Here is a 12,465-nt window from a genome sequence, read left to right as displayed (position 1 = left end):
CGTGCCTATGTAGGTGGTCGAACGCGTCCGGAACCTTAATCCTTGAACATCTCGCTCTACGGCATCTCCATCTGGATCCTGCCGGTCATCATCGCCATCACCTTCCATGAGGCCGCCCACGCCTTCGTCGCCTGGCGCTTCGGCGACGACACGGCGATGAAGCTCGGTCGCGTCAGCTTCAATCCGATCAAGCACATCGATCCGTTCGGCACGATCCTGCTGCCCGGAATGCTGCTGCTGTCCGGCTCGCCGTTCCTGTTCGGCTATGCCAAGCCGGTGCCGGTCAATTTCCGCAACCTGCAGCCGCTACGGGCCGGCATGGTCATGGTGGCGCTCGCCGGGCCCGCGACCAACATCGCGCTGGCGCTGGCCGCCGGGCTCGCCTTCCATGCCCTGCCCCTGGTGCCGCCGGACGCCGCCCGATGGGTTGCCGGCAATCTGCTCAACGCGTTTTCCTTCAACATCCTGCTCGCCGTGTTCAACATGCTCCCGATACCGCCGCTCGATGGCGGCCGGGTGGCGGTCGGCCTGCTGCCCGGTATCCTCGCGCGCCCCCTGGCCCGGCTGGAGCCCTATGGCATGCTGATTCTGATCGGATTTTTGATCATTCTGCCGCTGGCGGGTTCCCAGTTCGGTCTCAATCTTGATCTTGTGTCAGGGCTGCTCCGCGCCACGACTGATTCACTGAAGCAGCTGCTTCTGCTATTGACGGGCAACGCCTAAATTTGACGCCAGGGATGGTGAACGAGCTCCGAGGCACTCTTGGTAAAAGCCGCTGACATGATGATTGCACGCCGCGCCGACACGCGGGCTCGCGCCGATTTCGCGACATGGAAGATGATCGCCAAGCTGAACGGCGCGTCCGGCCTGCCGCCACCGGCGCAGGAGTTCCTGGCGAGCTACAAGACCCGTCTCAACGACGTGTCGGAGGACGAGGCGACCGAGGCCACCATCCGCGAGATGTACAAGGCCTATTATGCCGAGATGGGCGGCGGCGGCGCGCCCCCCGAGGTCAAGCCGGTCGCAGCCGAGCCCGTGACCGACAACGTCACCGCCTTTCGCAAGCTGCCGCCCAAGCCCAAGGCGGCACAGAGCAGGCCCTCGACCCGGCCGCGGCTTCCGGTCGCGCTGATCTTCGCCGGCCTCGCCGTGGTCTATGTCGGAGTCAGGCTGTATCTTCAGTAAGCGCCGGCCGATCCGCTCATTTCGGCGGCTTGAAGTTGACCGGCAACGTGAACGGGAATTCCTCGTCGGTCAGGCCGGCCGGCGGCTTTGGCACGGGATCGGAACGGCGCACCATCGCAAGGGCCGCTTCGTCAAAAACTGAAATGCCGGACGATTCCTTGACGCTCAATGCAACAATTCGTCCAAGGCGATTGAGCACGACGCTCAGCTTGACCGTCACGTCCTTGTCCTGACCGGGCGGGTATTTCTTGTGTAGATAGACATAGGCGCTGATCTTGCGGCCCCAATTGGCCGTGAGCTTCTCGCGGTCCTTGCCGATGCCGACATTCGGCGCCTTCGTCTTCTCGGCCTCCGGCGCCTTGTCGTCGAGCGCCTTCCGCGCGCTGTCCTGCGAAGCCTCGTTGTAGTCCTGCGCCTCGGTCTTGATTGCGACCTTCTGTTCTTCCTCGACGGGCTTCACGATCTCGCTGGTCGTGACCTGCTGATCGGCCTCCTCGGCCGTCGTCGGAGTGGCCTTGATGGCGGCGGTCTGCTCAGCCTCCTTGACCTGCTCCGGCATAAACTGACTGGCGTTCTGCGCCTCCGAGTCCTGCCCGACCGGCACATCGTCGTTCTCGACCTTCGGCGAGGCGAGATCGATGTCGATGACCTCTGCGCCGGCCGCGCCCAGGCCGCCGATGTCCTCCTCCTCCCTGAGATGCGTCAGGGCCAGCGCCGCACCGCCGACGTGCAGCATGAGCGCCCCGATCGCGGCGAAGAACCACATGCGGCGGGAGGAGCTGTGTCCGGTGTCGAGATCACTCATCGGCAAGCGGCTCACGGTCTCATGGCTGTGCAGGCTGAGGCGCCGCCGGCTGTAACGGCGCCACGGGCGGCGCCTCCAGCGCCACCAGCTTGATCTTGGTGTAACCGCCGGCGCGCAACAGCTCCAGCACGCCCATCAGCTCGCCATAGGGCACTAGCTTGTCCGCGCGCAGGAAGATCGGCCGGTCCTTGGGGACATCGGGCATTGCATCGAGCTCGCGCACGAGATCGACGCGCTTGACCAGCGTTTCGCCGATCGCGAGCCCGAGATCCGGCTTGATCGACACATAGGTCGGCTTGTCCGGCTTCTTCTGCGGCGTCGCGCTCGACGACGGCAGGTCGATCGGCAGGTCGACGGTCGACAGCGGCGCCGCCACCATGAAGATGATCAGCAGCACCAGGATGACGTCGATGAACGGCGTCACGTTGATGTCATGGGTCTCGTCGAAATCGTCGTCGAGATCGCCTTCGGAAAGCGAAACGGCCATCGCCTGCTACTCCGCCGCCCGCACGTGAATGCCGATCTGGCTGCGATCGAGATCGCGGGAGTCGCGATCGAGATCGCGCGACAACAGCCGCCCGGCCGCGCCCGAGGCGCGGTTGACCAGCTCGAGATAGCCCTTCGTGACACGGGAGAAGTGATTGTAGATGATGACCGCGGGGATCGCGGCGGCGAGCCCGATCGCGGTCGCCAGCAGCGCCTCGGCAATGCCCGGCGCGACCACCGCGAGGTTCGTGGTCTGCGATTTGGAAATGCCGATGAAGCTGTTCATGATGCCCCAGACGGTGCCGAACAGTCCGACGAAGGGCGAGATCGCACCGACGGTGGCGAGCAGGCCCATGCCGGTCCGAACGCGGCGCGCCTCGGCACGCACGATTTCGATGAAGCTCGACGCGGCGCGCTCCTTGATGCCTTCGTCACTGCCGAGCCCAGCCGACAGCCTGGTCTCGGCGATCGCCGCCTGAAGCAGCACCGCCGCGACGCTCCTGCCATTGCCGAGCGCAAGCTGCGCTTCGGCCAGCGTCTTCGCACCGCTAAGCTTGCGCAGCGCGCCGCCGAGCCTGCGACGCAGGACGGAGAATTCGAGGCTCTTGGCGATCAGGATCGTCCAGCTCGCCACCGAGGCCAGCGCCAGCGCCAGCATGACCGCCTTGACGACGATGTCCGCCTTGAGGAACATGCCCAGAGGCGAGAGCTCATCGAGACCGGTGGCAATCCCCTTTCCACCCCGCGCATTCGCCGCCGACGGCGCCGCAGCGCCTGCCGAACTGCCGTTCACGACGTTGCCGTCGCTCGGCGTCGGGACCACCGGATCGATCGAGGTCGCCGCCGCCTGCCCCGTCACCTGCTGCGCATGTGCAGGCAAGCCGGCCGAAACACTCAGAAATGACAGGACGATTGCAAACCTAACGAGGAACGATGTCATCATATCTCGGCCCAGTGGCGGATCAGATTGTGATAGATGCCGGTGAGCTTGACGGCATCGGGATCGTCCCTCCCGAGGCGTTCGGTCAAACTCTGGATCGCCGTATCCAGATCGAAGATCATGCTCCGGACGTGGGACTCCCGTACCATGCTCTGCATCCAGAAAAAAGAGGCGACGCGGGCGCCGCGCGTCACCGGCGTCACCATGTGAAGGCTCGATGACGGATACAGCACCGCGTGCCCAGCCGGCAACTTGACTTCGTGCGAGCCGTAGGTGTCCTCGATCACGAGTTCGCCACCGTCATAGGTGTCCGGCTCGGCCAGGAACAGCGTTATCGACAGATCGGTGCGGATGCGCAGGCCGGTAAGCGGATCGCCGCGCACGGCATTGTCGACATGGATGCCGAAATGGTCGCCGCGAGACGCCGTATAGCGGTTGAACAACGGCGGAAAGATCTGCAGCGGGATCGCCGCCGAGAGGAAGCGCGGATGTTTCGTCAGCGCCGTGATGATGCGCTGGCCCAACGTCCGCGCCACCTCGCCGTCGGGCGGCAACTGCTCGTTGCGCTTGACCATGGCCGACTGCGCCCCGGCCGTCGAGCGGCCGTCCTCCCATTCCGCCGCATCCATGATGCGGCGGAACTCGGCCACCTCGTCCTTCGACAGCACGTCGGGGATGCAGATCAGCATGATCAGAACTTCGCGGTTGTCACGACGTAGAAGGCGCGCCCCGGGGCGACGGCCACGAATGGCGCCGCGCTCCGGTACAGCGTGTCGTAATAGAGCTTGTTGGTCAGGTTCTGCGCATAGAGCTTCATGGTCCAATGCGCGTCGATCTTCTTCTCGACGAACGCGTCGAACCGCCAATAGCTCGGGATCAAGGTGCCGGTGTTGGCGCCGAACGTGCCGCCATATACCTTCGACCTGAACACCGCCTGGCCGCCGAGCTCCCAGCCGTCATCGAACTTGTACTTCGACAGCAGACTGAACGATTGATGCGCGACGTTGGCGAGCTGCAGGCCGATGTTGGAGGCGACGCCGCTCTGCGTGACCTTGGACTGCATCAGCACCAGGCCGCCGAAGATGCTCCAGCGGTCCGTGAGATTGCCGCTCGCCTCGAGGTCGATGCCCTGGATGCGGTAGGCTGCGCCCGAGGTGAGAACGCCATTGATGGTCTCGCGCGCATTCTCCTTGGTGGTCTGGAACAAGGCGCCGCTGACCAGCAAATGGCGGTTGAACAGCTCCCATTTGGTGCCGAGCTCGGCGCCCTTGTTGCGCTCGGGCCCGAGGATCGTGCCGCCCGGGATCGGCGCGCCATAATCGGTACCGGTGCCGTCGAGCTCCGAGCCGAACGGGTTGGTCGAGGTCGCATAGGCCGCGTAGATGCTGCCGATCGGCAGCGGCTTGTAGACGACGCTGCCGTTGTAGTTGATGAAGTCCGAGTTCAGCTTGGTGGCATTGGCCGCGGTGGTCGAAGCCCACATGTTGTAGTTGTCGTAGCGGACGCCACCATTCAGGATCACCGTATCCTGCCAGTTGGCGGTGTCGGTGACGTAGAGCGAGCGGGTGTCGACGTCATAGCGCGTTGGCGTCGGTCCCAGCGAAGGCAATGTGCTGAACGGGATGCCGGTATAGGCCGGCGCGGCAATCGACTGGCCCGCCAGCGCACCGGTGCCGCTGAACGCACCTCCGCCGAAGAATTCCGACGACAACCCGGTGTAGCGGTTGATGTAGACCTTCTCGTTGGAGACCTCGGTGCCGACCACGGCGGTGTGCTTCACCGAGCCGGTGTCGAACTTGATGTTGACGTCCTGCTGGTTGGCGACGACGTCGACCCACTGGTTGCGGCTCTGCGGGCTCGCCGTGAACGTCCACAATTGCGGATTGGAGCTCGTCGTCACCGGACTCTGCGGCAAGGTGCCGATATAGATCAGGTCCGAATGCTCCATGCGGGTGCGGCTGGTCAGGGTCACGCTGTCGGTCAGCTTGAACTCGCCGGTCAGCGTGCCGAAATCCTGCCGCGCCGTCTGGAAGTCGCGGTTGAGGAAGCCATACCAGGTGTTGCGCGAGATGCCCGCTTCCGTGACCGGCACGTTGCCCTGCTTGTAGTAGGGCACGCCGAAATCCGGCCGGCCGCTGGAATCGGTGTGGACGTAGTTGGTAGTGACCTTGATGGTGTCGGTCGGGGTCCATTTGGTGGAGATGAAGCCGCCCCAGCGATTGTCGGTGACGTAGTCGCGGCCCGCGACATTGGCGTCCTGGAACAGCCCGCCGGTGCGCACCGAGAAGGTCGGCGAGATCACCTGGTTGACATCGAGCGTCACGCGCTTGGTCTGGTCGGTGCCGAACGTCGACTCGGCGTTGTAGAAGTTGCGGTCGCCGGCCTGCTTGGTGACGATGTTGATGGCGCCGCCGGCGGTGCCGCGCCCGGCATAGGCCGATGCCGGTCCGCGCAGGATCTCGATCTGCTCGGTGAAGAAGTTCTCGCGGATCGAGACGGCGGGATCGCGGATGCCGTCGATGAACACGTCGTTGCGCGCATCGAAGCCGCGGATGAAGAAGCGGTCGCCGAACGCGTTGCCGCCCTCGCCCGAGCCGAGCGTCACGCCCGCGGTCGAGCGGCCGACTTCCCTGAGCGAGGTCGCATTCTTGTCCTCGAGCACCTCCTTGCTGAGGACGGTGATCGTCTTGGCCGTGTTGAGCAGCGGCTCGGTGAACTTGCCCGACGCCACGCGGTCGATCTTGTAGGGCGCCGCCGCATCCGCATAGGGATTGGCGTCGGGAGCGGCCAGGCCGCCCGCGTTCGGAAACGGGACTGCAGCCTGCTGTGCGGCCTGCTGACGGGCCGCGCGACGCAGGGCATTGCGGGCGCGAACCTGCTCGGCGGTCGGCTTGGAGGCCGCAGGCCTGGCGCGCGCGATCGGCGCATCGACGTTGACGGGCGGCAAATCGGACGCCGGCTGTGCTTCAGCTGCCGACATCGTCGCCGCGGCCATCAATCCCGCCACCGCCGACGCTCTGCCGAGGGAAGGCCCCTCCGCCCTTCCGTCTGCTTGTCGTCCGTCCGCGAAGCTCATCGCTGCCACCGCTCGCAGCGAACGCGGTGCTCTCACCTGTCCCATTTTGTTTTCACGCGCCCCAGATTTTTCATTCCAACGTCGCGAACGCGGATCATTCGCGCTGCAAACATGCATCGTTGGTATCGAGGGCGTTTCAGGGGGTCAATTTGAGGAGCCCCAATTTGGCCTTGAATAGTTCCAGATCAAAACAATTCTAAACACACTCAACTAACAACGCGCGGAACTTGAAATCATTCTAAACAGCGCAATTTGACCCGCGCTGTCCGAGAATCGTCGATCGCAGCTCGTGCGCGGTTCAGTTCGACGAGCCGATCTGCTCGTCGCTGCTCGGCGGCTTCATCAATGAGAACAGCTCGTCGACGGTCTGCACCGCGATTTGACGCACGCGATCCGCATCGTCGACGCCCGCGATTCGCACGCCCTTGACGACGGCCCTGATCTCGTCCCGGAAATCGGTGAGGAATCGCAACGGATCGCGCTGCTCGTTGGCAACGCGCGCGATCAGGCCGGTCACCAGGATCTGGCACGCGAGCATCTTTCCGTTCAACTCTTCCATCTTCGGCTCCAAATCCTCGTTGTCATCACATGCCCGGCCCTCGCGTGTGCGGACGACGGGCCCCGGCCGGTTGAAATCGGCAGTCGTCCGGCGGCAGCATCGCGCCACCGGATCCATCCGCTTCTAATCAGCTCTCATCGGACGCGACAAGAAGGCGACAATAGGTCGGATCGCGGGCAGGACGACCAGGCAGAGTGCCGTGCGCGGCACCGGATGCGCAGCGTGCAACGAAGCATTCGGCTGGTTCGAGCCCCAGCGAGCCGTACTGACACCAGCACCGGCACCGTTGTGGCATCCTTGTTCGGGCACGCTGCGGGGAATGCTCCCCGCGCGCGATCGCCGATGGGAGAACAAGCTTCCCGGCAAAACTTCGCACTCAAGATGTTATTACGAGACGACACAACTCAAGATCGGACTTTCTCGTCCCGCGATCGTTGCTCGGCTACTTGGCGGCAACGCCGGCCTCCGTCTCGGACAGCGCCTTGATCCGCTCCTTGACGCCGCGCAGCGTGGCCAGGCTGGTCGCCACCGCATCGTCCGGAATGTCGTGCAGGACGTCCGCAGCGATCGCATCGCGCAGACCATCGAGGTCGTCGACGAGCTTTCGGCCGGCCGCGGTGAGATGGAGCCGATTCGCGCGGCGATCCTTCGGATCGTGCCGACGCTCCACCAGCCCCTGCTCCACCAGCCTGTCGAGCAGGCGCACCAGCGAAATCGGCTGCAGTTCCAACACGTCCGCGAGATCGACCTGTGACAACCCCTCCTGCGCGCGCAGCCGAAACAACACCACCCATTGCGCGCGCGTCGTGCCGCGCTGCTTGGCACGATGATCAATATAGTTGCGCAGAATGCGCGAGCTTTCGACAAGCTGCGCAACGAGCTGGCGTCTCTCGTCCAGCGACATGGCCGTGACTCCCTTGGCGTCCCTCGAAGCTTGCGAATTGTTTAGGTTTGTCCACGCCCTCGTGTGTTTACACATTAAGTGCGTGCATACTATATCTGGCGCGCTGGGAATGGTTTTAAAGACCGGTTATCCTGTCCGTCTCAGCATATGGGCCACCATGAAGACATCACGAACCATCGGTTGGATCCTGCTGGTCGCAGCGCTCGGCGGTACCGGCTATTACGGATGGCAGCGTTATCAGGACGCTGACGCGGCGAAGAAGACGGCGGCGAAGAAATCGAACCGGCCACCGGCCGTTCGGGTCTCGGCCGTCCCGGTCGAGAAGGCCGACTTCCCGGTCTTCCTGACCGGCCTCGGCACCGTGCAGGGCTTCAACACCGTCCAGGTCCGCACCCGCGTCGACGGCCAGATCGACAAGATCGCCTTTACCGAAGGCCAGCTCGTGAACCAGGGCGACCTGCTGGTCGAGATCGATCCGCGGTCCTTCCAGGCCGCGCTCGATCAGGCCAAGGCCAAGCGGGCGCAGGACGAAGCCAACCTCAACAACGCCAATCTCGATCTGCAGCGCTTCACCAAGCTCGGCGAGTTCGCGACGCGGCAGCAGACCGATACCCAGCGCGCCACCGTGGCGCAGCTCACGGCACAGATTGCGTCCGACGAGGCCGCGATCTCCAACGCCCAGACTCAGCTCGATTACACCCAGGTCAAGGCGCCGATCTCCGGCGTGGCCGGCCTACGTCAGGTCGATGTCGGAAACATCGTCAACGCATCGACCCAGACCGGCGTCGTCTCGATCGCGCAAATCGAGCCGATCGCGGTCATCTTCACCGCGCCGGAGGAGCAGCTGCCCTACATCAACGAGGCGCAGAAGGTCGCTCCCCTGAAGGTGATCGCGTTCTCCACCGACGGCAAGAAGCAGCTAGCCGAAGGCAAGCTCATGGTCGTGAACAACCAGGTCGACACGACCAGCGGAACAATCCGCCTGAAGGCGGTGTTCGACAACAAGGAGCACGTGCTCTGGCCCGGGCAGTCGGTGTCGACGCGGCTGCTGGTGCGGACCCTGAAGGACGCCACGGTGGTTCCTGACGACGCGGTCCAACACTCGACCAGCGGGCTTTACTCATACACGGTGAGCCCGGACAGCAAGGCCGAGTTGCGCAAGGTGAAGGTGGGCGTCTCGTTCGATGGCCGTACTGTCGTGGAAGAAGGCCTCACGCCGGGCCAGCAGGTGATCACCGGCGGTCAGTTCAAAGTGCAGCCAGGATCGGTCGTGACCACCGCGGTGGCCAGTTCGGACCCGGCGCCAGCTAAGGTCCGGGCGGAATGAACGGCGGCGGCATCTCGGCACCCTTCATCAAATACCCCATCGGCACATCGCTGCTGATGGCGGGCATCCTCTTCATCGGCCTCGTCGCCTATCCGCTGCTGCCGGTCGCGCCGCTGCCGCAGGTCGACTTCCCGACGATCCAGGTGACGGCCAACCTGCCGGGTGGAAGCCCGGAGACCATGGCGACGTCGGTCGCCCAGCCGCTGGAACGGCAGTTCGCCCAGATTCCCGGCATCGCTCAGATGACCTCGACCAGCTACCTGGGCACCGCCGCGATCACGATCCAGTTCGACCTCAACCGCAACATCGACGGCGCTGCCAACGACGTCCAGGGCGCGATCAACGCCGCCTCCGGCCAGCTGCCGAAGAACCTTCCATCGCCGCCGACCTATCGCAAGGTCAATCCGGCTGATTCACCGATCCTGCTGTTGTCCGCGACCTCGGAGACCCTGCCGCTGACCACGGTCAGCGACGCGGTCGACGCCGGCCTCGCCCAGCAGATCAGCCAGATCGCAGGCGTCGCCCAGGTGATCATCGGCGGCCAGCAGAAGCCATCCATCCGCATCCAGATCGATCCGGCCAAGCTCGTCGCCAAGGGCCTGTCGATGGAGGACGTGCGCAGCCAGATCGCGATCACCACGGTCGACGCGCCCAAGGGCAACATCGACGGCGAGCGGCGCGCCTACACGATCTACGCCAACGACCAGCTCACCGAGTCGAAGGACTGGAACGACGTCATCATCGCCTACCGTAACGGCGGTCCGCTGCGCATCCGCGACATCGGCAAGGCCGTGACGGCGGCCGAGGATGCCAAGCAGGCGGCCTGGGCCAACGGCCAGCGCGGCGTGTTCCTGGTGATCTTCAAGCAGCCGGGCGCCAACGTCATCGAGACCGTCGATCGCATCAAGTCGCTGCTGCCGCGGCTGGTCGCAGCGATCCCGCCCGCGATCAAGATCGACCTGATCTCCGACCGCACCACGACCATCCGCGCCGCGGTCGAGGACGTCCAGTTCACGCTGATCCTGACCATCTTCCTGGTGGTGATGGTGATCTTCGTCTTCCTGCGCAGCTTCTGGGCCACGGTGATCCCGACCATCACGGTGCCGCTGGCGCTGCTCGGTGCCTGCGCGATGATGTGGGGGGTCGGCTACACGCTCGACAACCTGTCGCTGATGGCACTGACGATCGCGGTGGGCTTCGTGGTCGACGACGCCATCGTGATGCTCGAGAACATCTCGCGCTACGTCGAGGAAGGCGAATCGCCGATGGCCGCCGCCTACAAGGGCGCCAAGGAGATCGGCTTCACCATCGTCTCGATCTCGATCTCGCTGGTCGCGGTGCTGATCCCGCTGCTGCTGATGGGCGGCATCATCGGCCGCCTGTTCCGCGAATTCGCGGTGACCTTGGCGATGACCATCTTCGTCTCGATGATCGTCTCGCTGACGCTGACGCCGATGATGGCCTCGCGCTTCCTGCGCAACGAGCACGCCGCCCAGCACGGCAAGTTCTACCAGTGGAGCGAAGCCGCGTTCGACGCGCTGCTGCGCGCCTATGAGAAGGGTCTCGATCTCGCCCTGCGCTGGAGATTAGTCACCCTGATGGTGTTCTTCGCCACCCTCGGCCTGTCGGTCTACCTGTTCATCCTGATCCCGAAGGGCTTCTTTCCGCAGCAGGACGTCGGCCTGATCACCGCGACCTCCGAAGCCTCGCAGGACATCTCGTTCCAGGCGATGCAGTCGCGCCAGGAGGCGCTGGCCAAGATCGTGATGGCCGATCATGACGTCGCCAGCATCGCCATGAACATCGGCGGCTCCGGCCGCGCCGGCAACAACGGCAACATGTTCATCACGCTGAAGCCGCGCGAGGAGCGCTCCGCGACGGCACAACAGATCATTGCGCGCCTCAGGCCGCAGCTCGAAAAGGTTGAGGGCGCGCGCCTCTACATGCAGGCGGCGCAGGACATCCGGCTCGGCGGCCGCCCGTCCCGCACCCAGTTCGAGTTCACGCTGCAGGATCCCAATGTCGCCGAGCTCAACGAGTGGGCGCCCAAGGTCCTGGAGAAGATGCGCTCGCTGCCGCAGCTGCGCGACGTCGCCACCGACCAGCAGGCCGACGGCACCACCGTGCAGCTCGTCATCAACCGCGACACCGCCTCGCGCTATGGCATCTCGCCGCAGCTGATCGACGACACGCTCTATGACGCCTTCGGCCAACGGCAGGTCGCGCAGTACTTCACCCAGCTGAACTCCTATCGCGTGATCCTGGAGATCCTGCCCGAGCTGCAGGGCAATCTCGACACGTTGAACAAGCTCTATGTGAAGTCGCCGACGACCGGCGACCAGGTGCCGCTGTCCACCTTCGCCAGCTGGACCACGGTGCCCGTGCGGCCGCTGTCGATCAGCCACCAGGGCCAGTTCCCGTCGATCACGATCAGCTTCAACCTCGCCCAGGGCATAGCCCTCGGCCAGGCCACCGACGCGGTGCAGCGCGCCATGGTCGAGATCGGCGCGCCGTCGACGCTGAATTCGAGCTTCCAGGGTACGGCGCAGGCGTTCCAGCAGTCGCTGTCGACCGTGCCGCTCCTGATCCTCGCGGCCCTGGTCGTGGTCTATCTGATCCTCGGCATCCTCTACGAGAGCTACATCCACCCGATCACGATTCTGTCGACGCTACCCTCGGCCGGTGTCGGCGCGCTCGCGATCCTGATGGCGTTCGGCTACGACTTCAGCCTTATTGCCTTGATCGGTGTCATTCTGCTGATCGGCATCGTGAAGAAGAACGGCATCATGATGGTCGACTTCGCGATCGCAGCCGAGCGCGACCAGCATCTGGCGCCGGAGCAGTCGATCCGCCAGGCGGCGCTGCTCCGCTTCCGTCCGATCATGATGACCACCATGGCCGCGCTGCTCGGCGGCGTGCCCTTGATGCTCGGCAACGGCACCGGGTCGGAGATCCGCCAGCCGCTCGGCTACGCGATGGTCGGCGGCCTGATCGTCAGCCAGATGCTGACCCTGTTCACGACGCCGGTGATCTATCTCTATCTCGACAAGGTCAACAACGCCTTCTCGCGCTGGGGCCGCGCGCACATCGATCACGAGACCGACACCGCGGCGCCCGACCCGGTCAAGGAAGCGGCGGAATAATCAGTTTGATTATTCAATGATTTCAATCCGCGTTTGGAAA

11 protein-coding genes are annotated in these 12,465 nt (G+C 64.4%); 4 read left to right on the top strand and 7 right to left on the bottom strand.

Translation table 11 applies throughout. The features are described from left to right. Positions 1 to 42: 42 nt before the first annotated feature. Complete coding sequence (locus tag LQG66_RS01345) at positions 43 to 723, top strand: site-2 protease family protein (RefSeq protein WP_231322565.1); 681 nt, start codon at positions 43 to 45, stop codon at positions 721 to 723. A gap of 57 nt (positions 724 to 780) precedes the next feature. Beyond that, positions 781 to 1,185 carry a hypothetical protein gene (locus LQG66_RS01340; protein WP_231322563.1) on the top strand — a complete coding sequence of 135 codons (405 nt, stop codon included), beginning with the start codon at positions 781 to 783 and terminating at the stop codon, positions 1,183 to 1,185. Between the two features lie 16 nt (positions 1,186 to 1,201). Here the strand turns inward: LQG66_RS01340 and tolA are convergent, their stop codons facing one another. From tolA to LQG66_RS01305, 7 genes are all read right to left on the bottom strand, one after another. After that, on the bottom strand, positions 1,202 to 1,990 hold the full coding sequence (gene tolA / locus LQG66_RS01335; protein WP_231322561.1) for a cell envelope integrity protein TolA: 789 nt from the start codon (positions 1,988 to 1,990) through the stop codon (positions 1,202 to 1,204). A gap of 19 nt (positions 1,991 to 2,009) precedes the next feature. Then, positions 2,010 to 2,477, bottom strand: a complete 468-nt coding sequence (gene exbD, locus LQG66_RS01330; RefSeq protein ID WP_231322559.1) for a TonB system transport protein ExbD — start codon at positions 2,475 to 2,477, stop codon at positions 2,010 to 2,012. Positions 2,478 to 2,483: 6 nt separating this feature from the next. Next, positions 2,484 to 3,419: a tonB-system energizer ExbB gene (gene exbB, locus LQG66_RS01325; protein ID WP_231322557.1), complete on the bottom strand. Its 936-nt coding sequence runs from the start codon at positions 3,417 to 3,419 to the stop codon at positions 2,484 to 2,486. Beyond that, the gene (locus LQG66_RS01320) at positions 3,416 to 4,105 is read right to left on the bottom strand and encodes a Fe2+-dependent dioxygenase (protein WP_231322555.1); all 690 of its coding nucleotides are present in this window, start codon (positions 4,103 to 4,105) and stop codon (positions 3,416 to 3,418) included. Before LQG66_RS01320 ends, exbB begins: the two co-directional genes overlap by 4 nt. 2 nt (positions 4,106 to 4,107) lie before the next feature. Then, complete coding sequence (locus tag LQG66_RS01315) at positions 4,108 to 6,537, bottom strand: TonB-dependent receptor (RefSeq protein ID WP_231322552.1); 2,430 nt, start codon at positions 6,535 to 6,537, stop codon at positions 4,108 to 4,110. 253 nt (positions 6,538 to 6,790) lie between these two features. Beyond that, positions 6,791 to 7,051: a hypothetical protein gene (locus tag LQG66_RS01310; protein WP_231327659.1), complete on the bottom strand. Its 261-nt coding sequence runs from the start codon at positions 7,049 to 7,051 to the stop codon at positions 6,791 to 6,793. 442 nt (positions 7,052 to 7,493) lie between these two features. After that, positions 7,494 to 7,955 (bottom strand): MarR family winged helix-turn-helix transcriptional regulator, encoded by a 462-nt coding sequence (locus LQG66_RS01305; RefSeq protein ID WP_231322550.1) that lies wholly within the window; start codon positions 7,953 to 7,955, stop codon positions 7,494 to 7,496. Positions 7,956 to 8,112: 157 nt separating this feature from the next. Between LQG66_RS01305 and LQG66_RS01300 the strand changes: the two genes are divergently transcribed. After that, a complete protein-coding gene (locus LQG66_RS01300) occupies positions 8,113 to 9,282 on the top strand; it encodes an efflux RND transporter periplasmic adaptor subunit (protein WP_231322548.1) in 1,170 nt (389 codons plus the stop codon). After that, a complete protein-coding gene (locus tag LQG66_RS01295) occupies positions 9,279 to 12,425 on the top strand; it encodes an efflux RND transporter permease subunit (RefSeq protein WP_231322546.1) in 3,147 nt (1,048 codons plus the stop codon). Before LQG66_RS01300 ends, LQG66_RS01295 begins: the two co-directional genes overlap by 4 nt. The last annotated feature ends 40 nt before the right edge of the window (positions 12,426 to 12,465 follow it).

The sequence above is a fragment of the Bradyrhizobium ontarionense genome (genome assembly GCF_021088345.1).
GTDB lineage: Bacteria > Pseudomonadota > Alphaproteobacteria > Rhizobiales > Xanthobacteraceae > Bradyrhizobium > Bradyrhizobium ontarionense.
This window is presented reverse-complemented; position numbering and strand designations above follow the sequence as displayed.

Bases quoted from the DNA above. Each gene is read 5' to 3' on its own strand.
- LQG66_RS01340 (WP_231322563.1), top strand. From the start codon at position 781: ATGATGATTGCACGCCGCGCCGACACGCGGGCTCGCGCCGATTTCGCG.
- tolA (WP_231322561.1), bottom strand. From the start codon at position 1,990: ATGAGTGATCTCGACACCGGACACAGCTCCTCCCGCCGCATGTGGTTC.
- exbD (WP_231322559.1), bottom strand. From the start codon at position 2,477: ATGGCCGTTTCGCTTTCCGAAGGCGATCTCGACGACGATTTCGACGAG.
- exbB (WP_231322557.1), bottom strand. From the start codon at position 3,419: ATGATGACATCGTTCCTCGTTAGGTTTGCAATCGTCCTGTCATTTCTG.
- LQG66_RS01320 (WP_231322555.1), bottom strand. From the start codon at position 4,105: ATGCTGATCTGCATCCCCGACGTGCTGTCGAAGGACGAGGTGGCCGAG.
- LQG66_RS01315 (WP_231322552.1), bottom strand. From the start codon at position 6,537: ATGGGACAGGTGAGAGCACCGCGTTCGCTGCGAGCGGTGGCAGCGATG.
- LQG66_RS01310 (WP_231327659.1), bottom strand. From the start codon at position 7,051: ATGGAAGAGTTGAACGGAAAGATGCTCGCGTGCCAGATCCTGGTGACC.
- LQG66_RS01305 (WP_231322550.1), bottom strand. From the start codon at position 7,955: ATGTCGCTGGACGAGAGACGCCAGCTCGTTGCGCAGCTTGTCGAAAGC.
- LQG66_RS01300 (WP_231322548.1), top strand. From the start codon at position 8,113: ATGAAGACATCACGAACCATCGGTTGGATCCTGCTGGTCGCAGCGCTC.
- LQG66_RS01295 (WP_231322546.1), top strand. From the start codon at position 9,279: ATGAACGGCGGCGGCATCTCGGCACCCTTCATCAAATACCCCATCGGC.